Source organism: Parabacteroides faecalis (assembly GCF_022809355.1).
Taxonomy (GTDB): domain Bacteria; phylum Bacteroidota; class Bacteroidia; order Bacteroidales; family Tannerellaceae; genus Parabacteroides; species Parabacteroides faecalis.
In genome coordinates this window covers 35,163-58,808 of the sequence record NZ_JAKZMM010000018.1, presented here as the reverse complement: position 1 = coordinate 58,808, position 23,646 = coordinate 35,163, and the positions used below count along the sequence as shown (strand labels likewise).

Genomic DNA, 23,646 nt, shown 5'->3' with positions numbered 1-23,646 from the left:
CATCACAGCGGATCACCGCCATTTTTAGGTGAATCTCCAATCTTTGTCATATCTTCCGAGTAGGCGAATTCTACTTTTCCGGTACATCCGTCTCTTTGCTTGGCAATATTGATCAGTCCAATACCCTTGATGGCATCTGTGTCCTGGTAATATTCCGGACGGTGAATGAGTAGTACGACATCGGCATCCTGTTCAATGGCTCCTGATTCACGAAGATCAGACAGCATAGGGATCGAAGTCGTTTTCTTCCCTCCTTGCAGTTTCTGCTCTATGTTTCGGTTCATCTGGCTTAACAGGATTACCGGAACGTCCAATTCCTTGGCAAGTTGTTTGAGCTGCTTGGTTGTATTGGCGATCTCTTGCTCTCGGTTGTAATTCCTGTTTTCACTTTTCATGTTCATCAGCTGCAGGTAATCGATCATGATAGCCGATAAACCTGATTTTCGTTTCAGATTCATCGATCTAACTTTGATTTGCTGGATGGATAGTGAAGGGGTCTCATCAATGTGGATAGGCAGTGATCTCAGATATCCGGAAGCATCTATCAGTTTGTTTCTGTCTTGTGGAGTAAGGCAGCCATCTTTGAAGGCATTCCGGTCAATATCCGTACATGACAGTAACAGACGGTTGGCCAGTGAGACATCATTCATCTCCAACGAGAATATGGCCACACGTTCGTTGGCTTGTGCTATCGACTTGGCGAAATGGAGTAGGAGTGAAGTCTTACCCATTCCAGGTCTCGCCCCGACTACGATCAACTGCCCAGGTTTGAATCCGTGTAGGTATCTGTCCAGTATCCTGATCCCTGACCGCAGTCCCCAAGGTTTTCCTTCTTGGTTGATACGTTCTCGTTTCTCATACTCGGCCAAAGCCCTGTCTGTCGATTCTGCCATGGTACGTATCGGGTTGGAATAATCCATGTCATTCATCACGTCTTCCACGATACGGATTGCTTTGGCAACCTGGTCTCCTACATCGGCTGATGTATCCATGCTGAGCGATCTGATCGTTACTCCAGCTTCCATAAGTTTTCTCGAGGTGTAGCATTGCCTGATAAACATCGCATGTTCTTCCAGGTTTGTAGTCGATCCTACGTTCGATGCGTATTGACTTATCTGGTAAGCACCACCGGCGTTTTCCAGATCGCCCGCTTGTAACAAGCGGTTGGTTACTGAGATGATATCCGGTTGTTGTCCATCTCTCCAAATATCCTTCACTGCTTGATATACCAGTTTCAATCGCTGATCTGCGAAACAATCGTCTCGTAAAATCTCTACTACTCGGCAGATAGCAGACGATTCCAGTAGCAGGCAACCTATCACATATCGTTCGGCCGAATGTTGTTGTTCGATCTGTTTAGTGTAAGCATCCGTCGTATGGCGACGCTGCCGGTTCTGTATTTCTCTTGCCATAATCCCAATCTCCTCTTTGGCGGCGTACCCACGTCATGATGGCCATACGCCAGTTCTTCATGTGTTTTTTACCGATCATCCAGCCCACGCTCTCGTAGTAGGTGTAAAACATCTCAGCGTCGATGTCTAATCCCTTTTCTTCGATATGAGATTTTATCTCGTCCAAAGTAGGCTTGACGAAAGGTTTTGTATTATTTTTTCTTCCTTCCCCCACACCCCTATCTATCTTACCCCAGTTATTATTTTTATTATTATTTATATTATATAGGGGGGTTATAGGGGGGAAAGATACTTTTTGCGGTAAAAAAGTATCTTTTTGATTTTCTAAACTATTGATTTCTTTATTGTTATACGAATTTGATACGTTCGTATTACGTTCGTAATTCGTTCGTATTACGTACGTATTATTTTCTCCATTTTTATCGTTGTTTTCGGTAGATTTTTCAGCCAACATTTTCTGCTTTTCCCATCTTGTTTTGATGGCTTTCATGGCCGAATTTTTTCTTTTTTGAAGTCGATCATCGATAGCCTTAATGTCATCGATAAGCTCCTGCGAATAAAAGAAAGCACCGTTCTCAATGTCGAATAAGCCATATTTTGAGATGACCGTTTCTACCTTGGCCTTAGAAGTCTCCCACCTCGCTGCAAGCGCAGGGATTGTATCAATCGGAAGCTTATGTTCGTCTTCCTTGCATAGCATTTCCAGGAGAGCCCAGAAGATGCCATATCCTTCCATGCCGAGCTGATTCACCATACACAGCATACGCTTGTCGCTGATCATGTCGGCATCATGTGTAAACGACGTCGAAGCACTCATGCTTTTTTGCTTTTAGAAATTTCTTTCGGATAAAATTTTTCACAATATCTATAGGCGTTGGCTACTTTGCCGACACCTAGCACCATGCACCTGACGACGATGTCTTTAGGCGTTCGTCCATTGGCGCAATCTTTGCATCTAACAAGTTCCTTTTTCATGCGAATCAAATTTTAAATGATTGTGGGAGGCAGGGGAATCGAACCCCTGTAAAACATGTATATTACAAAAATGGTAAGAAGCGATAATGATCTAAACATAAACTAAAACAATGGTTTCCTTTCCTCCCGTGTGCCGGACTGTGTCCGGCAAAGATCATATCTCAATCACCTTGGGAAGGGCGAATATACAACCGGCCATGCCTGCCAGGTAAAGCAGGTTATGATGCTCTCTGAAATATTCGGCACAGGCCACTATAGCCACCATCAAGATGATACCTATAATCATACTGATTAAAAATCTGACAATATTCATATCTAAGTTAAAAGTTAAATTATACAATAAGTAAATAGTATCACATCATAAGTAGTCCCGAATAGCCCCTGAACGATCGTCGCCACCAGGCTCCTGTTCGATTGCTATTCAGTATTGTCCCCAAAATGTCAAAGATCTCTATCGTTATCAGCTGTCAGACGCGTTTACCTTCCAACAGCTTCATCAGTTTTTCCGGATCAAATACAAGCCTCCTGCCTAGCTGTGTAGTGGCTTGGTCTATTGCTCCAGATTTACGCAAACTCATTGCCTTAGTCTTGGATATACCAAGAAATTCGGCAAGTCCGTCAATGCCATGTATCAGCCTCTCATGCTTATGGGGTGATACAGTCTCTTTGGGCGGCTGTACGTCAGCATGGCATCTGCGCATGAGCTCCATAAACTCGCCGACTGTAAGCTGCCAGATGGGAGTGCTTGTATTCATAACATTATATTTCAATAATTACGATGTCTGGAGCAATGAGTCTAATGTGTTTGAGCTGTTCGTCAATCACCTTATTCTTGTATTCCTCAATGGCCTCATTCGCACCAGCAGAAACTAAAGAAAGGGAAACGTCACGGCCATCTACATCTGCATAGATTTCAACCTCGATTTCTTCACAGTCGAATCCTTTGAAAAGAGGAATATTCAACTTGAATGATTTAGGAAGGTTGGAATCAACTACCTGAGAATAGTTGTCTACTTTGCTGCCGTTTTCTTCCTTACTACGTTCAATGTCCTGATTAACTTTTGCCTTGAAATTCTTCAAAGTGGAGACCAGCATCATGTTTTCTGACTTATCCTTGAAGAAAGCACGGTGCATCTTGAAAAATTGAGATAGTTTGATCGGTTCCCACTTTTTATCGGTATTGATGCCGAACTCAACCATCTCTTTCGATTCCTGAAGCACTCCGGATATCTTGGTCTGGTAGTAGTCAGTTTCATTAATACTTAGGCTCATCGCCATTCTATCACGGTTCACGATGATGTTGGCCTTCTTCTGGTCAATCAGTTCAACACGCTTTTCTATCCATCGGTATAGTGCGTCTATTGTTCCGTTGATGGCAATTCTTACCGGTTCTTTCGGGTCAAGAGCTACAGGGGCTTTACCTTCTCTCAATACTACTTCGATTGGTTTACCGTTATAGTCTTTCGGCACAACCAAATTGATTTTGTTCTCACTCATGATTCTGTTCCTGTTTTATGGTTAAGACTAAAAAAATTCTTCTGCATTTCTTGTGGCATGATAGGACGGCTGTAAACTAATTCACCTAACTTATTATAGAATCCAACCATTTTTTCTTCATGAAAAATGAATTTGGCACATTCTTCGTCTTTCACAAATTCAGATCCTTTCTTTATGCAATCTAAAATCTCTTGCTTTTCTTCGTTAAGAGGTTTTAGGCGTTCTTTAAAGAGGTCCATCGCTTCTTTTTTTTCTGTTTCAATATCATTGATAGATATTGAAATCTCAGCCAATGCTTCTCTCTTTTGCGACAATTCTTCTGGAGTAAAGCGATGTGTATATCCAATTTTTTCAATATCATCAGCGTTATCAGTTAAGAATTGCCATCTGTCTTCTTCTTTGATGTCTAATCCAATTTGTTGTAACATAGTTTATTGATTTTTATTCCTGAAACATTCCGTTTGTATGGGCATACTTGATGAATTCTGCCTTCTCATGGATATCCAGCTTCTGATATACAGAGCGGATATGATTCTTCACCGTATAAGGTGACAGGTAGAGTACCGAAGATATTTCTTCGTTAGAGTAGCCTTCATACACCATCTTCATGACACGCATTTCTGCATCTGACAGACGTGTATTCAGTTTGGGATTGCAGATGCGTCCTTCGTAAGGACATTCTCCCCTTAGAGGACACGATACGCGTTCAAAGTGCATCTGTCCGTTCCGATCAATATCTTTTTTCGTATTATCTAGAGCCCCAAAGTTGCATTTCATAAACCTGGAGACGATCAGATACTGAAAGTAAGGCACGTTTGGCGCGCTCTTTTGGTAGCATTCGGTCAAAGCTTTGTAAGCATCCGGGTATTGCTCACGAATACGCTGCAAGATTCCTTGTATAAGGTCTTTGTCTTGTTCGCTTACCCGTTCGTTCCTGCCATCCGGATGGATACACCACAGCTCTGAATCGTAGATGTAAAACTCAATATCTTTCATGGCTTGATTATTGTTTGATAAGTTCTTCTTTGCCGATACCAGTCATCTCCTGGATGATCTTCAAGTGCTCCGGGTTCTTCGGTAGTATTCCGTATTTTACCCAGAATCGGGTGGTCGATACTGCCACCTGGCAACGTCTGGCCAGTTCCATCAGGAACTCAGTTTTTGGATGGGAGGCACTGGGTAGGTTCTCGTAATAGTCCATGAGTGCCATACTCATCTTGTTTTCATCAAATTCCTTTGTTTGATTTCTCATAATTTATATCTTTGTGTTGTTGTATTGTGATTACTTTGCAAATATACTACATTAAATTAGTAATACAATAGCTGTACTACTATATGATAGTATATTGTGGTTATTTAACAGTTTGTACTGTATATTACTAAAATATATAAATATGAACGACAAGGTTTTTTTAATAGCCGTCGAATTGAATAGCATGTCGGCTATCCAGAATTTTGAAAAAGTACTGTCTTCAATTGGGGAATGGAAGAAATTGGTAGGAAATGTATATGTTCTCAAACAACCATTTTCACGGATGTGTGAAAATGTGAGAATTCACATCTCTAGGGATTTCGGGAAAGATCTTCGTATGTTTATCATGAAGACCAGCTTGGACGCGGCATGGAATCTAGATGCAAGCGTAGATCGCTGGTTGAAGGAGAATATCTGATTTACGTATGGGTGAAGAGGCAATCGTATCAGGAAACACAGGCTATAAGCCTCCTGTCATAGAAAGAGCAGCAATAGGGAGCATTGTTATTTATGAGGTTACGGACTTGGAGCTTGCCGATTTGAAGAAAGGAGATGATGGCGGAATAAAATTGGCGTCAGCCTCGTTTTGTCTATCGTCTTCCTTGACTCTATTGACAACAATATTAACATGTACGCTAGATACTCAATTCAAACAGGGGTGTTTTGTAGCTTCATGCGCTTTCTTAGGGCTAATAGGTGTTGTATTGTCTATCATGAGTTGGTTTTCTAAAAAACATACCGACCGTATATACGAAACGATTAAGAAAAGAAAGCCGGGAGAAAGTAAGTAAGTCATTTTAGAATAAGAAGAAGGCAAGCCATACTAAAGCTGTTGGTAATACGCCAGTCAGCAGAAAATATATAATTGCTTTTATTATTCTGCCTTTTGTGGAGTCGTCATTAAGGATGCTTTCGAAAGTGCTTTTTCTAGGATATACACGATACATAGCGTAGCGACATCCTCCATTAATGCATTGTGGTTCTTCGTTTTTTAAGAATAGTTCTAACCGGTGTATAGGATCGCAATAGTCTGGATGTTCGATTCGTGTATCCCATAGGTCCTTATACTTTAGCTTCCCATCTTTATAGACAATTCGGGAAATACAATGTTCGGACTCGAGGATTTGAACCTCTATTTTGGATATGTGCTTCATCTCTTCCATTTCGTTATACGTATTGATAAAAAAGTCCCGTAATAGGTTGCAGCTACTACGAGACTTATATATAATCCCAAAATCGGGAATGTTGAATCTTGACTGAGTAACACCTGCAACTTGTTACAATGACAAATATACTACAAAATATTGGTATTTTTTAAGTGTAGTATAATAATAAGTGTTTAACGGATATGTGCAGTGTTCAAAAATTAAATGAAGCGTATGAATATCTTAGAAGTACGGGCAAAATTCATACAAAAAAGGACCTTGCAGAATTAATGTCTGCTAACAGGGTTAATGTTAGCAAAGCATTTTCCGGAGACAAGAAATACTTAACCGAAAAATTTTTAATGAGGCTGAATCACACGTTTGGGAATATTTTTAATAACGAATGGCTCTTAGGCGATTCTTGCACAATGATAAACGAAAATTTTTCTGTTGATTTGTCAGATGGTTTGCAGGTTAAAAGAGTTGGAATATGGAACAAAGATAGCAAGGATGCAAATGAGGAGTCTAGCGTAAGCAAGATCATCGATTCTAGCGTTATGCTTGTCCCTCTTGTGAACCAATACGCCCATGCTGGGTATATGTCAGGTTATGCTGATGAAGAATACGTAGAAACGCTGCCAAAGATTCCATGGATAGTCGACAAGGAATATAAAGGTAGATATATCAGCTTTGAAGTAAAAGGTGATAGTATGGATGACGGGTTGAAGCATAGCTACGAGCAAGGTGATATTTTACTTTGTCGTGAAATCAATCCGGACTATTGGAAATGTAAATTACACATCCACCAGTGGGATGCTTTTGTAATTGTACACAAAACGGAAGGTATCGTTGTGAAGCAGATTATAGACCACGATGTTGAAAAAGGTATCATTACCGTACACTCATTCAATCCGATTTATGAGGATTATAAAATCGATCTGCGCGAAGTTGCTCAGATTTTTAATGTAGTAAAGCAACAGAAGAATAAATGAACAATGGGAACAATTGAATCCAAATAAAAGGAAGGTATATGGAAACAAAAGAAATAAAAACGAAAAAGACCGTTTTAAAAAGCGACACAAAAACGGTTGTAAAGAAGAAAGTAAATAAGACCATAGAAGCTGCTAGAAAGCTGAAAGGAAGTCTTATTGTAAACGATCCTGCTTTTCTATTATGAAAGGAACAAGGTATTTGCTGGATACAAATATTTTTGTGTATCTAGCTACAGATGTTGATTCGTTGAGTAGGGATGTGATTGCTTTGTTAGAAGATTATAATGCTGTACTTTATATTAGCATTGAATCAGTTAAGGAATTGATTGTAGCCTATCGAAATAAAGGGCTATGCTCCAATCGGTGGAAATCTCCTCAAGAGATGGTTAATGCTATTGAACATGAGTTTTATTTGAAAATATTGCCATTAAAACCCGAACATATGCGTACTTATGCAGGGATGTCTATAAATGAGGTTCAAGGCCATAAAGACCCGTCTGATCATGTTATTATAGCCCAAGCTATAACAGAGCGTATTCCTCTTATATCAAGTGATACTCGTTTTGATTTTTATCGTATCCAAGGGTTGGATTTGATATTCAATAAAAAATAAATACATCAAACGAACAATGGAAACTATAACGCAATGGATATTGGATAATTACCCATGGTTGGCACCTACAATCGTATCAGTGTATGTGATATGGAAGATTTCAGTATGGGAGAAGGACATAAGCCACATGCTGAAATCACATGAAGACAGTTTGTCGAAGTTAGACAAAAGTCTGTCTGCCATGAACAGCCGTCCATGCGATGTACACGACATGCGTATTTCTAATTCTGAGAAAGAGATAAGGAACGCCAACGAGCGTATTGACGGCATAGGCAAGTGAAATTACATAGGTATATCTCTGCCGAGATATAAGCACATCTCCGCCGAGATATACCTATATCTTTTTATTCAGGTACTAATGTAAATATGATCAGGTGGTATCACATATTTGTTCTCGATAAGGAGAAAGGAAAGCCAGACGCGAAGATCCGCTTCCGGGTGAAGTGGGGCAAAGACATTGTTGCCTTCAATGTGGGATATCGTGTGGAAATAAGTAAATGGAACCCTGATACGCAACGCGTGAAGAATAATACAACGCATGGGACAAAGAAGATACCGGCATCTGTCATTAACCGTGAAATAGGGAGGTTTGAGACGGCTGCCGATGAACTGATCACACGTTACGAACGTGATCGAAAAGTACCTACGAAGGATCAGTTCCGGAAAGCATTCAAAGAATTGATCGGAGGGAAGGATCCCGATGCAATGAGCTTTTTTGATGTGATTGAGAAATTCAAGAAAGAAGAAGGATCACTTCATGGCTGGTCACACGCAACGATTCAGAAAGTAGATACGATGAAGAAGCATTTGTCGGCATTCAATCCGGACCTGACTTTTAGTGATCTGGATGAACACGGAATGTCCGATTTTGTCTCTTATCTCCGTTCTTCTGATCTGCGCAATACAACGATCCTAAAAATGGTTTCCATGCTGAAATGGTTTATGCGGTATGCTGTACGTATAGGAGCAACCGATAATCATGCCTTCGAACATTTCAGCTCGCATCTTAAAACACCAGAAAAAGTCGTCATCTTCCTGGAATGGGAAGAATTGATGCGCATGTACCGATTTGAATTTCCCGAATCGAAAAAACATCTCGAGACAGCACGTGATATGTTCTGTTTCCAGTGTTTCACCTCGCTTCGCTATTCAGACCTTTATAATCTGAAGAAGTCAAATCTGTATGATGATTGTATTAAGATCACGACCATAAAAACAGCCGATACAATACAGATCGACCTGAACGATTATTCGCGTGCCATACTGGATAAGTATCGCGATATAGAATATCCGTTAGGACGTGCCCTTCCGGTGCAATCCAACCAAAAGATGAACGATTATATCAAACAAGTTGCTTATCTTTGTGGCATCGACAAACCGGTAAGCTATACGTATTATAAGGGTGGGGACCGTATTACGGAAACAAAACCCAAATACGAACTAATAGGGACTCATGCCGGAAGAAGGACATTTATCTGCAATGCGCTCATGCTTGGCATTCCCCCAGACATTGTTATGAAATGGACGGGACACAGCGATTACAAGGCAATGAAACCTTATATCGATATCGCGGACCAAGCAAGAAAGGACGCAATGAATTTATTTAATAAGCGATGATGTGCTTAATATAGTCCCTGATTTGTTTTAATTAATTGATTATTAATGTTGACATGTAGAGCGATATACTCCACTGTTTTATATTACTTTTCGGAATGATTATTTATAACATCACTTTTCATATCGAGAAAGATATTGTACCAGAGTGTTTGAATTTCCTGAAATCCATTTATATTCCATTGGCTACGCAGAGTGGTTTTATGCATTCTCCTTGTTTACATCGCGTTTTACCTCATTCTGAAGAGGAAGAGGGATGTAGCTTTGCTGTACAGTTTCGGGTAAAGAATATTGATACATTAAACTATTGGATAGAACGGGAAGGTCAAGCCATTTCTCGTCAGTTAATACAACAATTCGGATCTAAGGTTATCGGATTTACTACGGTTTTGGAGGAAATAGAATTGTAATGGTGAAGGAACGTGTGATATTGGGCATAGATCCAGGTACCATTGTAATGGGTTATGGGGTGTTGTTGGTTTTGAACAATAAGCCATATCTTCAAACAATGGGTGTGCTTCAGTTGAATAAATATGAGGATCACTATTTACGTTTGAAGAAAATCTTTGAGCGGGTATTGGGGCTTATTGATCAGTATCATCCGGATGAGTTGGCTATTGAAGCTCCTTTCTTTGGGAAAAACGTACAGAGTATGCTGAAGTTAGGACGGGCTCAGGGAGTAGCTATGGCGGCAGCGATGGAACGAGATGTACCAATCTTTGAATACGCTCCATTAAAGATCAAGCAGGCAATTACGGGAAATGGAAATGCTTCAAAGGAACAGGTTGCCGGAGTATTAAAGAGCTATTTGCGGATCAAAGAGGAAAATATGTTACCACAATTGGATGCTACAGACGGACTAGCTGCCGCTGTATGTCATTTTTTTCAGAGTAGTTCGCCAGTCCTTGAGAAAAAATATACCAATTGGGGAGATTTTATCAAGAAAAATCCTGATAAAGTGCATAAAAAATGACAGTCATTGTATCTGTTATTCAGATAATGACTGTCATTCTTTCAAATAATTTGTTGGTTATACTGTGTTGTCTTTATACAATACCTTGAGCCATCATGGCACGAGCTACCTTCATAAATCCGGCAATATTGGCACCTTTCACATAGTTGATGTATTCACCTTCACGGCCATGTTCTACACATTGGTGATGGATATTGCTCATGATTTGATGCAAACGTGCGTCAACTTCTTCTGCACTCCAAGAAATATGCATTGCATTTTGTGTCATTTCCAAGCCTGAAGTAGCTACACCTCCTGCATTAACTGCCTTACCTGGAGCAAACAGCTGCTTATGTTCGATAAACATGTCAACAGCTTCAGCTGTACATCCCATGTTGGATACTTCTGCTACACATAAAGTATTATTTTCAATCAACATTTTTGCGTCGTTAGCATCCAATTCATTTTGAGTTGCACAAGGTAATGCTATGTCAACTTTTTGTTCCCAAGGCTTACGTCCAGGATAGAATGTTGCGTTCGGGAATTCTTCAACATAAGGAGCAACTACGTCGTTTCCTGAAGCACGGAGTTCTAACATGTAATCTATTTTCTTACCGGATATACCTTCCGGATCATATACATAGCCATCAGGACCCGAAATAGTCACCACTTTAGCTCCTAATTCTGTTGCTTTTGTGGCTGCACCCCAAGCTACGTTTCCGAAACCAGAGATTGCAACTGTTTTACCTTTTATGTCGATTCCGTGTTCATCTAGCATTTGATGAACGAAATACAAAGCTCCAAAGCCTGTTGCTTCTGGGCGCAAAATAGAACCACCGAATTCCATTCCCTTACCAGTAAAGGTCCCCGTATTCTCACGAGCCAGTTTCTTATACATTCCATATAGATAACCAATCTCACGGCCTCCAACTCCAATATCACCGGCTGGAACATCTGTATCCGGACCTATATTACGCCATAATTCCAATATAAAGGATTGACAGAAACGCATTATTTCAGCATCACTCTTTCCTCTGGGAGCAAAGTCTGAACCACCTTTTCCTCCACCCATAGGTAATGTTGTAAGCGCGTTCTTGAAAGTTTGTTCGAATCCTAAGAATTTCAGGATTGATAAATTAACGGATGGATGGAAACGCAGACCACCTTTGTACGGGCCGATCGCATTATTGAACTGAACACGATAGCCTAAGTTAATCTGAACTTCTCCTTTATCATCCACCCAAGGTACACGGAATGTAAATATACGATCCGGCTCTACAAGACGTTCTATTATTTTAGCTTTTTCAAACTCTGGGTGCTCGTTGTACACCTCTTCTATTGATAAAAGAACTTCTTTAACGGCTTGCAAGTACTCTTTTTCTCCCGGGTGCTTGGCTTCCAGTGATGATAAAATAGCTTCTGTTTTCATATTGTAATCGCTTTAAGTCTAACATTATGTTTGCAAAGATAGCGATCACATTGGAATAAACAAGATTTTAGCTTACAATTTGAAAGAAATTCGTTATGTTTTTAAGCATACAACAATTTGGTGGATAAACTTGTTCTATAAGAAGTTTACCAAAATTTGTTTTGACTTGGATTGTATTCGAATCCTACAGATTCCAACTCTTCAACCAGACTTTTTTTATTTACATGCATATCATCGCATAATTCATCCAGCGATTTATAATGATCTCTTAAATTGGTATTGACGAAGCTGAATAGGATCATCGGATCTTTGGGTAGTTCCATTTGTTTTTACGTTTATTATAAATATGATAACCTTATTATTCGGGGTGCAAAGTTACGATATTTTTTCCTGAGTTGTTTAGTTGTGGTTCATTCTTTAAGGTAAAAATACCGGAGAACAAGTTTACGTTTCATCAACGGTGTAACTTGTTTCCGGTATTAGAAATTGTTTATTCAAATGTATATAAATTAATCAGAAGTGATGTTTTTTATTTCGACATCTTTTTTCTGCGTTCCATTTCAGCTTTCAGCATCCGAAGTTCACGTCCTGTTTGTCCCGCTACAGATGTATTTTCTTCGGCCCGTCTGATTAGATATGGAAGAACATCATTAACACGCGCATAAGGAACATATTTGGTTACGTTATATCCCTCATGAGCCAAATTGAATGAAATATTGTCGCTCATTCCTAGTAGCTGAGCGAAAAATATCCGAGGATCATTCTTTTTTAATCCTTTTTCTTCTATCAATTTAGCTAATTTGTAATTACTTTCTTCGTTGTGAGTACCAAGGAATAATTCGAAACGGTCGATATGTTCGACAACAAAACGTACCCCTGCATCATAGTTCTCATCTGTTGCCTGTTTGTCTTTGCAAATAGGATCCGGATAACCCATAGTCGCTGCCCGGGCACGTTCTTCTTCCATGTAAGCTCCGCGTACGAATTTTATGCCGGGAATATAATCTTTCTCAAGTGCATCGGCATAGATTTTCTGCAGATAGGCCATACGGTCGTGCCGGTACATTTGTAGGGTCGCAAAAACAATTGCACGTTTCTTGTTGAATTTGCGCATAGCTTCGTCTGTCAATTTATCTATGGCATCCTGGAAGCAGTAATCTTCTGCATCAACCAGGATACGTACATCATTGTCGTATGCCCGTTGGCATAAGGCCATGAAGCGCTCTTTAAATTCCCTAAAGGCTTTTACTTCCTCTATTGTTAGCTCACTGTGTCTTTCCGAAGCTTTAGCAAGCAATTCATCTGTTGTAATGGTAGAAGGTTTGAAAACGGCATAGGCTAGATTTTTGTTTTCTTTGGCATAGTCGATGGAACGAATTGTTTCTTCAAACGTTGCCTGTATACCTTCTGGGGTTTGTTCTCCTTCAGCCGAGAAATCAAGTGTTGACATCACATTGAATTCTTTCAGATGATTGATCGCTTTTTCACAATCCTGCAAGGTTTCTCCACCGACAAATTGTTTATATAATGTAGGCTTTACAGCCCAAGCCAGTGGAAAGTGGATCTTCAACGCGATCATTGTTCCCCATTTAGCAAACTTAACCAATCCGGGATATTTGATCGTATTGAACAGAAGGTAAGCATTTTTCAGCTCACCTTCACTTTTTGCCGAAAAGGCAATTTCTGTATTATTAAAATCAAGCATGATTGTCTTGTAATTACAAGGTTAACGACTCTAACTTTGATTTTATTCTTCTCCTAAGAACGGATAACCGTAACTGGTTGGAGGAACTAATGTTTCTTTGATACAACGAGGATTTGTCCAGCGTATTAAGTTCAATGGACCACCTGCTTTGTCGTTTGTACCTGATGCACGAGAACCACCAAACGGTTGTTGAGCAATAACGGCTCCTGTCGGTTTGTCATTAATGTAGAAGTTACCGGCAGAATAACGCAAAATATTAAATGCTTTATCGATGGCATAACGGTCGTATGCGAAGATTGATCCTGTTAAACCATAAGGAGATGTACGATCGCAAAGTTGTAATGTTTCTTCGTAATCTTTGTCTTCATATACGTAGACGGTGATAACCGGACCAAAGATTTCTTCAACCATACTCTTGAACATCGGATTGGTTGTTTGGATAACTGTTGGTTCAACAAAATAACCTACAGATTTGTCTCCGTGACCACCAAACAGAATTTCAGCATCAGGTGATTGCTTTGCATATTCGATATAACTCATGATATTATCGAATGAAGCTTCATCGATAACGGCATTGATGAAGTTTGTAAAGTCGCGTACATCACCCATCTTGATTTCTTTCAGCATATCGCCTACATATTCTTTTACATCTTTCCATAAAGATGCTGGAATATATGCACGAGAACCAGCCGAGCATTTTTGTCCCTGATATTCAAATGCCCCTCTTACAATCGCAGTTGCTACATCTAGTGCAGAAGCAGATGGATGGGCAAAGATATAATTCTTACCACCTGTTTCTCCAACTATTTTAGGATATGATTTATAATGACCTAAGTTTTCGCCGATTTGACGCCATAAAGTATTGAACGTTGTCGTTGAACCGGTGAAATGGAATCCAGCCAAATCCGGACTAGCCGTGATTACTTTACCGATAACACTACCTTGACCCGGGATGAAGTTGACAACACCGTCTGGTAAACCGGCTTCCTTGAATACTTTCATCAAGAAATAGTTAGAATACAAAGCTGTTGTAGAAGGTTTCCATACGGCAACGTTACCCATCATGGCAGGAGCCATATTCAAGTTAGAAGCAATGGATGTGAAGTTGAATGGTGTTAGAGAAAAGACAAAACCTTCTAATGCACGGTATTCCATCCGGTTTAGAATGCCTTTTTCTGAATAGGGTTGATCAGCATAAACCTGGCTGGCGTAGAATGTACTGAAACGAAGGAAGTCAATCAATTCGCAAGGAGCATCAATTTCTGCCTGGAATGGATTCTTACTTTGTCCTAACATAACAGAAGCATTCAAAATATAGCGGTACTTGGTTGCCAAAAGCTCTGCGACACGTAACATCAGAGAAGCACGTTCTACCCAAGGCAGATCTGACCATTCTTTGTGTGCCTTCATTGCAGCATCAATGGCCATTTGTACTTCTTTTTCACCAGCTTTGTGATAGGTTGCCAAGACATGGTGATGATCGTGCGGCATAACGACATTGCCAGTATTACCTGTGTAAACTTCTTTTCCACCAATAATAAGAGGTATTTCCCATTTTTCTGAAGCTAATTGTGCCAAGGCACTTTTTAAAGCTTTTTTCTCACTTGAACCGGGAGCGTATGATTTTACCGGTTCGTTCTCTGGCTTGGGAAATCTAAAAATTGCATTATCCATAAGGTATTAATTTGTTTAATGGTTATCTTTTTAAATTATCTCCGTAAACATAGTCAAATTCTTTCAAATGTAAATGATTTGAAGCGTTAAAAAAACACTACAAAACAAATTCGTCTATTTTATTTAAAACTGGTATAATTGGATCGGGATTTGAGTCTGATAAAAATGTATTTCCAAACTATAAAACAGTTCTTATATAATTATGTATAGGAGCCTTGAAAACACTTCTCGAGAGTTTTGATTTTAATTCTCGTGACTTTTATTTTTGATTCTCGTTGGTTTTGTAACGCTAGGAGCGGAGAAGGGATGGACGTTATTTATCTGTATCGTTAGTCGGAAAGATAAACAATTTAGGGGTGATGAGGATTCTTTGTTGAAAATAACGAGGAAGGAAAATGTGAAGTGATTTTTATGAAAAAAGACTTTATCGGATATAAATATCAAATTTCCTGAAAATATATTGTTTTTCTGAAATATATTGAGTAATATTGCCGCTGAAAGAGCAAAATAATAAAATAAAATGAGAAACCGATTGCGTACCGACAACATGTATCATACATGGGCTTTAATGACCCCTTGGGGGGTTAGTATTTGACACTTCCGTTCGAGTGGACAAGATTTGTTCCTGCATTATTAGGAATACCGAACGTAAATTCTTGCTCGTCCACATTTAATTTTCAGTTTTATTCATTTAGTATTAATACAGGAGAATAATTTCAGGGGAAACTTTGTCTTCTTCTTTACATCAGAAATTATTGTCCGCTAATTCGATATAAGGATGAAAGTATTAAAATTTGGAGGTACTTCCGTTGGTACAGTTGAAAGTATTTTAAGTGTAAAGAAAATTGTAGAGGCGATTGATGAGCCTGTAATTGTAGTTGTTTCCGCTTTAGGTGGTATAACCGATAAATTGTTGCAAACTTCAATGATGGCTGCTCAAGGAGATGTAGCTTATGAAAAAGAATTCTCTGCCATTATTACTCGTCATTTAGATGTTATAGAAGGGGTTATTCCAGATTTGGAGACACGGCGCAGTGTACAACGGCGTGCCATGGGATTATTGGACGAATTAGGAAATATCTTGAGAGGTGTATTTCTGATCAATGATCTTTCTGTGAAAACTTCCGATACGATTGTTAGTTATGGAGAACGACTGTCTTCCTTGATTGTTTCCCATGTGATTAATGATGCTCAATTATTTGATTCCCGAAAATTCATCAAGACGGTTAAACAGTTTAATAAGCATGTTGTGGATTTTGAACAGACGAATCAGTTGATTCGGGAAACTTTTAATCCACTGCCGAAGGTTTCTCTTGTTCCAGGTTTTATATCAACTAGTCGGGATAATGGTGAGATCACTAATTTAGGTAGAGGTGGTTCTGATTATACGGCATCTATCCTGGCAACTGCTTTGGATGCTTCTGTCTTGGAAATATGGACTGATGTAGACGGCTTTATGACGGCAGATCCGCGGGTCATCAATTCTGCATATGTAATAGACCGGTTGAGTTTTACAGAGGCAATGGAGTTGTGTAACTTTGGTGCTAAGGTAATTTATCCGCCAACCATTTATCCGGTTTATCATAAGAATATACCGATCCGTATCCGTAACACATTCAATCCGGATGCTCCGGGTACTTATATTTCTCGGGAGAAGGAGAAATATGATGGAAAGGCATTGATTAAAGGAATATCTTCTATTAATGATACATGTCTGATTACTGTACAAGGTTTGGGTATGGTGGGAGTAATTGGTGTGAATTACCGTATCTTCAAAACTTTGGCCAAGAATGGAATCAGTGTGTTTATGGTTTCTCAAGCCAGTTCAGAGAATAATACGACTTTCGCTGTCCGGAATGCGGATGCAGATCTGGCAGTTGAGGTTTTGGATAAAGAATTTGCTGCCGAACGGGCTCAAGGGGATATGAATGATACGGTGGCAGAGAAAGATCTGGCAACGGTGGCTATCGTAGGAGAAAATATGAAACGGACTCCGGGTATTGCCGGTAAATTGTTTGGAACGTTAGGACGTGCAGGTATCAGTGTGATTGCTTGTGCGCAAGGAGCTTCCGAGACGAATATATCGTTTGTTATTAAACATAAATATTTACGGAAAGCCTTGAACTCCATCCATGATTCCTTTTTTCTGTCCGAATATAAGGTCTTGAATTTATTCGTGGTCGGTATCGGTACCGTAGGTGGAAACTTATTGGAACAGATTCGTTTGCAACAGCCTAAGCTGATGGAACAAAATGGCTTGAAGCTGAATATTGTTGGTATTGCCAATTCGCGGAAAGCGTTGATCTGTCGGGATGGCATTAACTTGGATAATTACCGGGAAGAACTGGAAACTAATGGAATGGACAGTACGCCGGAAACGTTATGCGAACAGGTCTTGAAGATGAATATTTTCAATTCCGTATTTGTAGACTGCACGGCTAGTCCGGATGTGGCCGCACTTTATGCCCGTTTGATGAACGGAAACGTATCTGTTGTGGCTGCAAATAAAGAGGCCGCTTCTTCTTCTTATGAGAATTATCAATTATTAAAGGAAACAGCCCGTCATCGGGGAATCAAGTTTTTGTTTGAAACCAATGTAGGAGCTGGTTTACCTATTATTAATACAATGAACGATCTTCGTAACAGCGGAGATCATATCTTGAAGTTGGAAGCCGTGCTTTCGGGTACCTTAAATTTCATATTCAATACGATCAGTCCGGAAATTCCGTTAAGTCAGGCAATACGAATGGCGATGGATGCCGGGTATGCTGAGCCAGATCCTCGTATAGACTTAAGTGGAAAGGATGTCATTCGTAAATTAGTTATCTTAGCTCGTGAAGCAGGATATCAGGTGGAACAGGCAGATGTAAAGAAAGAACTCTTTATTCCTGATTCTTATTTTCAGGGGTCTTTGGATGATTTCTGGAAGAATATTCCACAAATGGATTTGGAATTTGAGGAAAAAAGAAGATGTCTGGAAGAAGAACATAAACGTTTACGTTTTGTTGCTAAAATGGAAGATGGCGTTTGTCAGGTAGGTTTACAGGCATTTGATAGTCATCATCCGTTTTATGAATTGGAAGGAAGCAATAACATCATTATGATTTCAACCGAACGCTATCATGATTATCCGATGATTATTAAAGGTTACGGAGCTGGCGCAGATGTGACAGCTGCAGGTGTCTTTGCTGACGTTATTTCAATTGCGAATATTCGTTGATCTCAAGTTAATACAATAGGTTGTTTATGAAAACACTCATTATTTTAGGAGACGGAATGGCTGATGAGCCGATAGCAGAATTGGGAGGAAAAACCCCGTTACAATATGCTGATACACCAGCAATGGATATGTTGGCTCGCTTAGGAGTTACCGGCCGATTGAAAACTGTTGCAGATGGTTTCCATCCGGGAAGTGAAGTGGCTAATATGGCTGTTTTGGGCTATGATTTGCCCACTGTTTATGAAGGAAGGGGTGTTTTGGAAGCAGCTAGTATGGGAGTTGAATTACAACCTGGTGATATGGCTATGCGTTGTAATTTGGTTTGTTTAGAAGGCGACTTGTTGAAAAATCATTCGGCAGGGCATATCAAAACGGAAGAAGCAGATCTCTTGATACAAACCCTGAATGCTGAACTGGGATCGGAACGAGTTCGATTTTATACAGGTGTATCTTATCGACATTTGTTGGTGATAAAGGGGGGCGACAAGCGATTGGTTTGTACGCCACCCCATGATATTCCTTTACAACCTTATCGTCCGAATCTAATCCGGGCTGAAGTAAGTGAGGCAGAAGAAACTGCTACTCTCCTGAATCAGTTAATCGAACGGTCGCAAGAAGTCTTGAAAGATCACCCGGTAAATATAAAGCGAATTCAGGAAGGACATGATCCGGCTAACAGTATCTGGCCGTGGTCTCCGGGAGTGCGTCCAGCGATGCAGACATTAAAGTCATTATATGGCATTCAGAGTAGTTCTGTTATATCGGCGGTCGATCTGATACGGGGAATCGGTGTTTATGCCGGAATGAAAGTCATTCAAGTAGAAGGTGCTACCGGATTGTATGATACCAATTATGAAGGAAAAGCTACTGCTGCTTTGGAAGCCTTAAAGACGGATGATCTGGTTTACTTGCATGTGGAAGCTAGTGATGAGGCCGGACACGAAGGTGATGTTCGTTTGAAAATACAAACTATCGAAGATCTGGACCATCGCATTGTTGGTCCGGTGCTTCAGGCTTTGCAAACATGGGAGGAACCGGTTGCTATTGCAGTTCTGCCTGATCATCCGACACCGTGTTCTATCCGGACACATACGAATGTCCCGGTACCTTTCCTGATCTATCGTCCCGGTGATGAACCGGATTCGGTAACTGAATTCGATGAGATCTCGGTAGGAAACGGGAAATATGGTCTGCTGGAAAAAGATGAATTTATCAAACTGTTAATTAAATCAGAGAAGTAATTATGAAATACTATAGTACGAATCGGCAAGCGCCGATGGCATCTTTAGAAGAAGCCGTAGTGAAAGGGTTGGCAGGAGATAAAGGCTTGTATATGCCGGAGCGTATCCCGTTGTTGGATCAATCCTTTATCCAAAACATGAAGCATCTTTCTTTTCAGGAAATTGCATGTACAGTTGCGCAGGCTTTCTTTGGAGAGGATATTGAGAAGAATACACTTCAACAGATTGTTTGTGATACGTTGTCTTTTGACACGCCGGTAGTAAACGTAACGGAAAATATTTATAGTCTGGAACTTTTCCACGGTCCGACATTGGCATTCAAAGATGTTGGTGCCCGGTTTATGGCACGATTGCTGGGATATTTTATCCGGAAAGAAGGGCTGAAGCAAGTAAATGTGCTGGTAGCTACTTCCGGAGATACGGGTAGTGCCGTAGCAAACGGTTTTTTAGGGGTGGAAGGAATCCATGTCTATGTCTTATATCCGAAAGGTAAGGTAAGTCCGATTCAGGAATGTCAGTTTACTACCTTGGGACAGAATATAACCGCTTTGGAGATAGACGGTACTTTCGATGACTGTCAGGCTTTGGTGAAATCGGCTTTCATGGATGAAGAACTGAATGCTCATCTAAAGCTGACTTCTGCCAATTCTATCAACGTGGCGCGTTTCCTGCCGCAGTCGTTCTATTATTTCCATGCTTACGCGCAGTTGGATAAATTAGGGAAAGCTGATCAATTAGTATGTTGTGTTCCGAGTGGAAACTTTGGGAATATAACCGCTGGTCTGTTTGCTCAACGCATGGGATTACCGATTCAGCATTTTATTGCGGCGAATAATCGGAATGATGTTTTCTGGGAATATTTGAATACCGGTATTTATACGCCACGGCCTTCGGTACAGACCATTGCTAATGCCATGGATGTCGGAGCCCCCAGTAATTTTGCTCGTATCCTGGCCCTATATGAAGAGAGCGAAGATGTACATGCTGAAGTCTGCAAACATATATCAGGAGCTCATTATACCGACGAGGAAATAGCCGAAACGATCCGGAATACCTATCAGCAAACAGGCTATTTGTTGGATCCGCATGGTGCCTGTGGTTTCCAAGCCTTGAAGGATTATTTACCGGAAGACGCTTGTGGTGTATTCTTAGAAACCGCACATCCAGCTAAATTCAAGGGAACTGTCGATAATATCTTGGGAAGCGATATTCCTATTCCAGAAAAACTACAATACTTCATGAAAGGAGAGAAAAAAAGCATCGAACTGACAAAGGATTTTGACGCCTTTAAGTGGTATTTGATGGAAGTGGAGATTATATGAAAGATTTGAAATAGATGAATATATAAATTGAAAAACATGAGAAATGTATTTTTTGTTTGGATGTTAATTATCTGTTTGGGAGCTTGTGTTTCACAGCCAAAAGAGAAATCTAATTTAAAACTTTGGTTTTCTACTCCAGCAGATGCGACTGTGGCAGATAGTCCTAATGGATGGGATGATGACAAGGAATGGGTAAAGGCTTTGCCTTTGGGGAATGGTTCTTTAGGGGCCATGGTTTTTGGTGATGTGAATCAAGAAAGGATTCAATTAAATGAAGAGACGATGTGGTCTGGTAGTTATCAGGCATGTGATAATCCGGAGGCAGCTCAACATTTGGACAAAATCAAAGAGCTGTTATTTGCTGGAAAGTTTAAAGAAGCAACAGAATTGACTAATTGGACTCAGATATGTAGAGGGGGTGGTTCTGGGCATGGAAATGGTTCGACTGTTCCTTTTGGATGTTATCAGACACTGGGTGATTTGTGGATTGATTTTGGAAATAAAGGAAAATTTTCTGATTATCGTCGTGAACTAGATTTGGTGAATGCGATAGCAAGGGTTACTTATAAACAAGATGGTGCGACTTACCAGAGAGAAATATTTGTGAGTCAACCGGATCAAGTCTTGGTTATGAAACTAACAACTGATAATCCGAACGGACTCTCTTTTACATGTCGAATAAATCGACCAGAACGTTACCAGACGTATACGAAAGAAGATCAATTAGTTATGTGTGGATCGTTAAATGATGGGAAAGGAGGAAATGGCTTGCAGTATATGGCTAGATTAAAAGCTATTACATCGGATGGAAAAGTGTTGTATACAGATTCAACGCTTCAGGTTTCTGATGCGGATCAAGTTTTGCTAATGTTGGCTGCCTCTACAGATTATCAGTTAAAATATCCAACTTATAAAGGGCGTGATGAAAGAACTCTTTCGAAAAATCGTTTGTTGGAAGCTTGTCAGAAATCTTATGAAGAACTATATGACAGGCATGTATCTGAGTATTCCTCATATTTTAAAAGAACTTCATTTGATTTAGAAGGAACTGTTGATAGCATCCCGACCGATGTTTGCGTACAGGAAGCTTCAGAAGGTAAAATTTCTCCTCATCTATATGAATTACTTTTCCAGTATGGTCGTTATTTATTGATTTCTTCTTCGCGTCCCGGTACGATGCCTGCCAACTTGCAAGGAATTTGGGCAAATGAATTACAGACACCTTGGAATGGAGATTACCATACGGATGTAAATGTGGAAATGAATTATTGGCCTGCAGAAGTGACGAATTTATCAGAATGTCATCAGCCCTTGTTTAAATTGATTGAATCATTGGTGCAACCGGGTAGTGAAACGGCGAAAGTACAGTATCATAAGAAAGGTTGGGTTGTTCATCCGATCACGAATGTATGGGGATATACTTCACCGGGCGAGAGTGCTTCTTGGGGAATGCATACGGGAGCTGCAGCATGGATTTGTCAGCACATCATGGAACATTACCGTTTTACGGGAGATGAAACGTTTTTGCAGGAGATGTATCCGGTATTGAAAGGAGCTGTAGAGTTTTATATGGATTGGTTGACAGAGGATCCAAAGTCGGGTAAGTTAGTTTCGGGACCAGCCGTTTCCCCGGAGAATACATTTATTGCTCCAGATGGAAGTCATAGTCAGATTAGTATGGGGCCTACTCATGACCAACAGGTGATTTGGCAGTTGTTTGATGATTTTGGTAAGGCTTCGGAAATACTTGGGATGCAGGATGATTTTGTACAGGCTGTTCGGAAAGCACAAGGAAATTTGTTGGAATCGCAGATTGGTAAGGATGGACGATTGATGGAATGGGCGGAGGATTTTCAAGAAGTAGAACTAGGGCATCGCCATATATCTCATTTGTTTGCTGTTCATCCGGGAGCACAAATTAACTGGAAGCAAACGCCGGAGTTATTGGCTGCTGCGCAAAAGTCTATGGATTGTCGTATGAAGAACCGCAGTGGATTTGGCGGAAAAAGTTACGTGGGATGGAGTTCTGCTTGGGCTATTAGTCAGTATGCTCGTTTCCAGCAAGCTGAAAAGGCATTGGAGAGTCTGAATCAGGTTGTGAGTCATACGATTCATCCAAATCTCTTTACGATATGTCCTCCATTCCAAATCGATGCAAATTTTGGAACGACTGCAGGTATTGCTGAAATGTTACTCCAAAGTCATGTGCGTGATCAGGAAAGTTATATTGTGCATTTACTGCCAGCATTGCCCGAATCTTGGAAAACGGGCTCTTATTCTGGTTTGAAAGCTCGAGGTGGTTTTGAAGTCGCTGTAGAGTGGAGAGAAGGACGTTTGGTTTCGGCTCAAGTGAAGTCGTTGTTAGGAAATCCTTGCCGGGTTTTGTATCAAGGAAAGTATTATGAACTCGATCTGAAGAAAGGTGAAATGTGGACGTGGAAAGAGTAAGACTTTGCAGAAAAATTTGAAAACGGATCCATTTCATTATTTATTGAATGATTATCAAGAAGAAAAGGTTCTGAATGAGTAATATTCAGATGTTTTACAAGAATTAAAAAACTATTTGTTATAGTTAGATATTCATTAGATAGTATAAAAAGCCA

General features: G+C 40.1%; 26 protein-coding genes. 13 read left to right on the top strand and 13 right to left on the bottom strand.

The window, feature by feature from the left end; genetic code table 11:
• Nucleotides 1-2: 2 nt before the first annotated feature.
• From dnaB to MUN53_RS08625, 9 genes are all read right to left on the bottom strand, one after another.
• Nucleotides 3-1,412: a replicative DNA helicase gene (gene dnaB, locus MUN53_RS08660; protein ID WP_243324796.1), complete on the bottom strand. Its 1,410-nt coding sequence runs from the start codon at nt 1,410-1,412 to the stop codon at nt 3-5.
• The gene (locus MUN53_RS08655; RefSeq protein ID WP_243324794.1) at nt 1,357-2,229 is read right to left on the bottom strand and encodes a DUF4373 domain-containing protein; all 873 of its coding nucleotides are present in this window, start codon (nt 2,227-2,229) and stop codon (nt 1,357-1,359) included. The genes dnaB and MUN53_RS08655 overlap by 56 nt, the downstream gene beginning before the upstream one ends.
• Entirely contained in the window at nt 2,226-2,387 is a 162-nt protein-coding gene (locus tag MUN53_RS08650; protein WP_243324792.1) for a hypothetical protein, read from the bottom strand. The genes MUN53_RS08655 and MUN53_RS08650 overlap by 4 nt, the downstream gene beginning before the upstream one ends.
• A gap of 154 nt (nt 2,388-2,541) precedes the next feature.
• A complete protein-coding gene (locus tag MUN53_RS18295) occupies nt 2,542-2,673 on the bottom strand; it encodes a hypothetical protein (RefSeq protein ID WP_262918210.1) in 132 nt (43 codons plus the stop codon).
• A 181-nt stretch (nt 2,674-2,854) separates the two neighbouring features.
• Entirely contained in the window at nt 2,855-3,142 is a 288-nt protein-coding gene (locus tag MUN53_RS08645) for a DUF3853 family protein (protein WP_262918209.1), read from the bottom strand.
• A 4-nt stretch (nt 3,143-3,146) separates the two neighbouring features.
• Nucleotides 3,147-3,884: a hypothetical protein gene (locus tag MUN53_RS08640; RefSeq protein WP_243324787.1), complete on the bottom strand. Its 738-nt coding sequence runs from the start codon at nt 3,882-3,884 to the stop codon at nt 3,147-3,149.
• Nucleotides 3,881-4,312: a hypothetical protein gene (locus MUN53_RS08635; protein WP_243324785.1), complete on the bottom strand. Its 432-nt coding sequence runs from the start codon at nt 4,310-4,312 to the stop codon at nt 3,881-3,883. Before MUN53_RS08635 ends, MUN53_RS08640 begins: the two co-directional genes overlap by 4 nt.
• A 13-nt stretch (nt 4,313-4,325) precedes the next feature.
• Nucleotides 4,326-4,880 (bottom strand): helix-turn-helix domain-containing protein, encoded by a 555-nt coding sequence (locus MUN53_RS08630; RefSeq protein WP_243324783.1) that lies wholly within the window; start codon nt 4,878-4,880, stop codon nt 4,326-4,328.
• Between the two features lie 7 nt (nt 4,881-4,887).
• The gene (locus tag MUN53_RS08625) at nt 4,888-5,136 is read right to left on the bottom strand and encodes a MerR family transcriptional regulator (protein ID WP_243324782.1); all 249 of its coding nucleotides are present in this window, start codon (nt 5,134-5,136) and stop codon (nt 4,888-4,890) included.
• Nucleotides 5,137-5,278: 142 nt separating this feature from the next.
• Between MUN53_RS08625 and MUN53_RS08620 the strand changes: the two genes are divergently transcribed.
• From MUN53_RS08620 to ruvC, 9 genes are all read left to right on the top strand, one after another.
• Nucleotides 5,279-5,554: a hypothetical protein gene (locus tag MUN53_RS08620; RefSeq protein ID WP_243324781.1), complete on the top strand. Its 276-nt coding sequence runs from the start codon at nt 5,279-5,281 to the stop codon at nt 5,552-5,554.
• 7 nt (nt 5,555-5,561) lie between these two features.
• A complete protein-coding gene (locus tag MUN53_RS08615) occupies nt 5,562-5,927 on the top strand; it encodes a hypothetical protein (protein ID WP_243324780.1) in 366 nt (121 codons plus the stop codon).
• A gap of 557 nt (nt 5,928-6,484) precedes the next feature.
• Entirely contained in the window at nt 6,485-7,273 is a 789-nt protein-coding gene (locus MUN53_RS08610; protein ID WP_243324779.1) for a S24 family peptidase, read from the top strand.
• 38 nt (nt 7,274-7,311) lie between these two features.
• Nucleotides 7,312-7,458 carry a hypothetical protein gene (locus MUN53_RS08605; protein WP_243324778.1) on the top strand — a complete coding sequence of 49 codons (147 nt, stop codon included), beginning with the start codon at nt 7,312-7,314 and terminating at the stop codon, nt 7,456-7,458.
• Nucleotides 7,455-7,886, top strand: coding sequence for a type II toxin-antitoxin system VapC family toxin (locus tag MUN53_RS08600; protein WP_243324777.1), 432 nt, complete (start codon nt 7,455-7,457; stop codon nt 7,884-7,886). Before MUN53_RS08605 ends, MUN53_RS08600 begins: the two co-directional genes overlap by 4 nt.
• A gap of 16 nt (nt 7,887-7,902) precedes the next feature.
• Nucleotides 7,903-8,166, top strand: a complete 264-nt coding sequence (locus tag MUN53_RS08595; RefSeq protein ID WP_243324776.1) for a hypothetical protein — start codon at nt 7,903-7,905, stop codon at nt 8,164-8,166.
• 86 nt (nt 8,167-8,252) lie between these two features.
• Entirely contained in the window at nt 8,253-9,503 is a 1,251-nt protein-coding gene (locus tag MUN53_RS08590) for a site-specific integrase (protein WP_243324775.1), read from the top strand.
• Between the two features lie 95 nt (nt 9,504-9,598).
• The gene (locus MUN53_RS08585; RefSeq protein ID WP_022455553.1) at nt 9,599-9,910 is read left to right on the top strand and encodes a DUF4286 family protein; all 312 of its coding nucleotides are present in this window, start codon (nt 9,599-9,601) and stop codon (nt 9,908-9,910) included.
• Nucleotides 9,910-10,473, top strand: coding sequence for a crossover junction endodeoxyribonuclease RuvC (gene ruvC / locus MUN53_RS08580; protein ID WP_243324773.1), 564 nt, complete (start codon nt 9,910-9,912; stop codon nt 10,471-10,473). Before MUN53_RS08585 ends, ruvC begins: the two co-directional genes overlap by 1 nt.
• A 73-nt stretch (nt 10,474-10,546) precedes the next feature.
• Here ruvC and gdhA read toward each other — a convergent pair whose 3' ends face one another.
• The 4 genes from gdhA to pruA form a co-directional block, all read right to left on the bottom strand.
• Nucleotides 10,547-11,881 carry an NADP-specific glutamate dehydrogenase gene (gene gdhA, locus MUN53_RS08575; protein WP_022455551.1) on the bottom strand — a complete coding sequence of 445 codons (1,335 nt, stop codon included), beginning with the start codon at nt 11,879-11,881 and terminating at the stop codon, nt 10,547-10,549.
• A gap of 146 nt (nt 11,882-12,027) precedes the next feature.
• Nucleotides 12,028-12,204 (bottom strand): DUF4250 domain-containing protein, encoded by a 177-nt coding sequence (locus MUN53_RS08570; protein WP_243324771.1) that lies wholly within the window; start codon nt 12,202-12,204, stop codon nt 12,028-12,030.
• A gap of 206 nt (nt 12,205-12,410) precedes the next feature.
• The gene (locus tag MUN53_RS08565) at nt 12,411-13,586 is read right to left on the bottom strand and encodes a proline dehydrogenase family protein (RefSeq protein ID WP_243324769.1); all 1,176 of its coding nucleotides are present in this window, start codon (nt 13,584-13,586) and stop codon (nt 12,411-12,413) included.
• A gap of 42 nt (nt 13,587-13,628) precedes the next feature.
• The gene (pruA, locus tag MUN53_RS08560; RefSeq protein WP_022455548.1) at nt 13,629-15,260 is read right to left on the bottom strand and encodes an L-glutamate gamma-semialdehyde dehydrogenase; all 1,632 of its coding nucleotides are present in this window, start codon (nt 15,258-15,260) and stop codon (nt 13,629-13,631) included.
• Between the two features lie 778 nt (nt 15,261-16,038).
• On the opposite strand from pruA, the gene thrA reads away from it, so the two are divergent.
• Genes thrA through MUN53_RS08540 form a run of 4 tightly spaced genes read left to right on the top strand, consistent with a single transcriptional unit; the run spans nt 16,039 to nt 23,491 of the window.
• Nucleotides 16,039-18,480 carry a bifunctional aspartate kinase/homoserine dehydrogenase I gene (gene thrA / locus MUN53_RS08555; RefSeq protein WP_243324768.1) on the top strand — a complete coding sequence of 814 codons (2,442 nt, stop codon included), beginning with the start codon at nt 16,039-16,041 and terminating at the stop codon, nt 18,478-18,480.
• Nucleotides 18,481-18,506: 26 nt separating this feature from the next.
• Nucleotides 18,507-19,721 carry a cofactor-independent phosphoglycerate mutase gene (locus tag MUN53_RS08550; protein ID WP_243324760.1) on the top strand — a complete coding sequence of 405 codons (1,215 nt, stop codon included), beginning with the start codon at nt 18,507-18,509 and terminating at the stop codon, nt 19,719-19,721.
• Between the two features lie 2 nt (nt 19,722-19,723).
• Entirely contained in the window at nt 19,724-21,043 is a 1,320-nt protein-coding gene (gene thrC / locus MUN53_RS08545) for a threonine synthase (RefSeq protein ID WP_243324759.1), read from the top strand.
• Between the two features lie 36 nt (nt 21,044-21,079).
• A complete protein-coding gene (locus tag MUN53_RS08540; protein ID WP_243324758.1) occupies nt 21,080-23,491 on the top strand; it encodes a glycoside hydrolase family 95 protein in 2,412 nt (803 codons plus the stop codon).
• Nucleotides 23,492-23,646: the final 155 nt, after the last annotated feature.

Coding starts and splice junctions, on each gene's coding strand:
- dnaB (WP_243324796.1), bottom strand. CDS start 1,412: ATGGCAAGAGAAATACAGAACCGGCAGCGTCGCCATACGACGGATGCT.
- MUN53_RS08655 (WP_243324794.1), bottom strand. CDS start 2,229: ATGAGTGCTTCGACGTCGTTTACACATGATGCCGACATGATCAGCGAC.
- MUN53_RS08650 (WP_243324792.1), bottom strand. CDS start 2,387: ATGAAAAAGGAACTTGTTAGATGCAAAGATTGCGCCAATGGACGAACG.
- MUN53_RS18295 (WP_262918210.1), bottom strand. CDS start 2,673: ATGATTATAGGTATCATCTTGATGGTGGCTATAGTGGCCTGTGCCGAA.
- MUN53_RS08645 (WP_262918209.1), bottom strand. CDS start 3,142: ATGAATACAAGCACTCCCATCTGGCAGCTTACAGTCGGCGAGTTTATG.
- MUN53_RS08640 (WP_243324787.1), bottom strand. CDS start 3,884: ATGAGTGAGAACAAAATCAATTTGGTTGTGCCGAAAGACTATAACGGT.
- MUN53_RS08635 (WP_243324785.1), bottom strand. CDS start 4,312: ATGTTACAACAAATTGGATTAGACATCAAAGAAGAAGACAGATGGCAA.
- MUN53_RS08630 (WP_243324783.1), bottom strand. CDS start 4,880: ATGAAAGATATTGAGTTTTACATCTACGATTCAGAGCTGTGGTGTATC.
- MUN53_RS08625 (WP_243324782.1), bottom strand. CDS start 5,136: ATGAGAAATCAAACAAAGGAATTTGATGAAAACAAGATGAGTATGGCA.
- MUN53_RS08620 (WP_243324781.1), top strand. CDS start 5,279: ATGAACGACAAGGTTTTTTTAATAGCCGTCGAATTGAATAGCATGTCG.
- MUN53_RS08615 (WP_243324780.1), top strand. CDS start 5,562: ATGGGTGAAGAGGCAATCGTATCAGGAAACACAGGCTATAAGCCTCCT.
- MUN53_RS08610 (WP_243324779.1), top strand. CDS start 6,485: ATGTGCAGTGTTCAAAAATTAAATGAAGCGTATGAATATCTTAGAAGT.
- MUN53_RS08605 (WP_243324778.1), top strand. CDS start 7,312: ATGGAAACAAAAGAAATAAAAACGAAAAAGACCGTTTTAAAAAGCGAC.
- MUN53_RS08600 (WP_243324777.1), top strand. CDS start 7,455: ATGAAAGGAACAAGGTATTTGCTGGATACAAATATTTTTGTGTATCTA.
- MUN53_RS08595 (WP_243324776.1), top strand. CDS start 7,903: ATGGAAACTATAACGCAATGGATATTGGATAATTACCCATGGTTGGCA.
- MUN53_RS08590 (WP_243324775.1), top strand. CDS start 8,253: ATGATCAGGTGGTATCACATATTTGTTCTCGATAAGGAGAAAGGAAAG.
- MUN53_RS08585 (WP_022455553.1), top strand. CDS start 9,599: ATGATTATTTATAACATCACTTTTCATATCGAGAAAGATATTGTACCA.
- ruvC (WP_243324773.1), top strand. CDS start 9,910: ATGGTGAAGGAACGTGTGATATTGGGCATAGATCCAGGTACCATTGTA.
- gdhA (WP_022455551.1), bottom strand. CDS start 11,881: ATGAAAACAGAAGCTATTTTATCATCACTGGAAGCCAAGCACCCGGGA.
- MUN53_RS08570 (WP_243324771.1), bottom strand. CDS start 12,204: ATGGAACTACCCAAAGATCCGATGATCCTATTCAGCTTCGTCAATACC.
- MUN53_RS08565 (WP_243324769.1), bottom strand. CDS start 13,586: ATGCTTGATTTTAATAATACAGAAATTGCCTTTTCGGCAAAAAGTGAA.
- pruA (WP_022455548.1), bottom strand. CDS start 15,260: ATGGATAATGCAATTTTTAGATTTCCCAAGCCAGAGAACGAACCGGTA.
- thrA (WP_243324768.1), top strand. CDS start 16,039: ATGAAAGTATTAAAATTTGGAGGTACTTCCGTTGGTACAGTTGAAAGT.
- MUN53_RS08550 (WP_243324760.1), top strand. CDS start 18,507: ATGAAAACACTCATTATTTTAGGAGACGGAATGGCTGATGAGCCGATA.
- thrC (WP_243324759.1), top strand. CDS start 19,724: ATGAAATACTATAGTACGAATCGGCAAGCGCCGATGGCATCTTTAGAA.
- MUN53_RS08540 (WP_243324758.1), top strand. CDS start 21,080: ATGAGAAATGTATTTTTTGTTTGGATGTTAATTATCTGTTTGGGAGCT.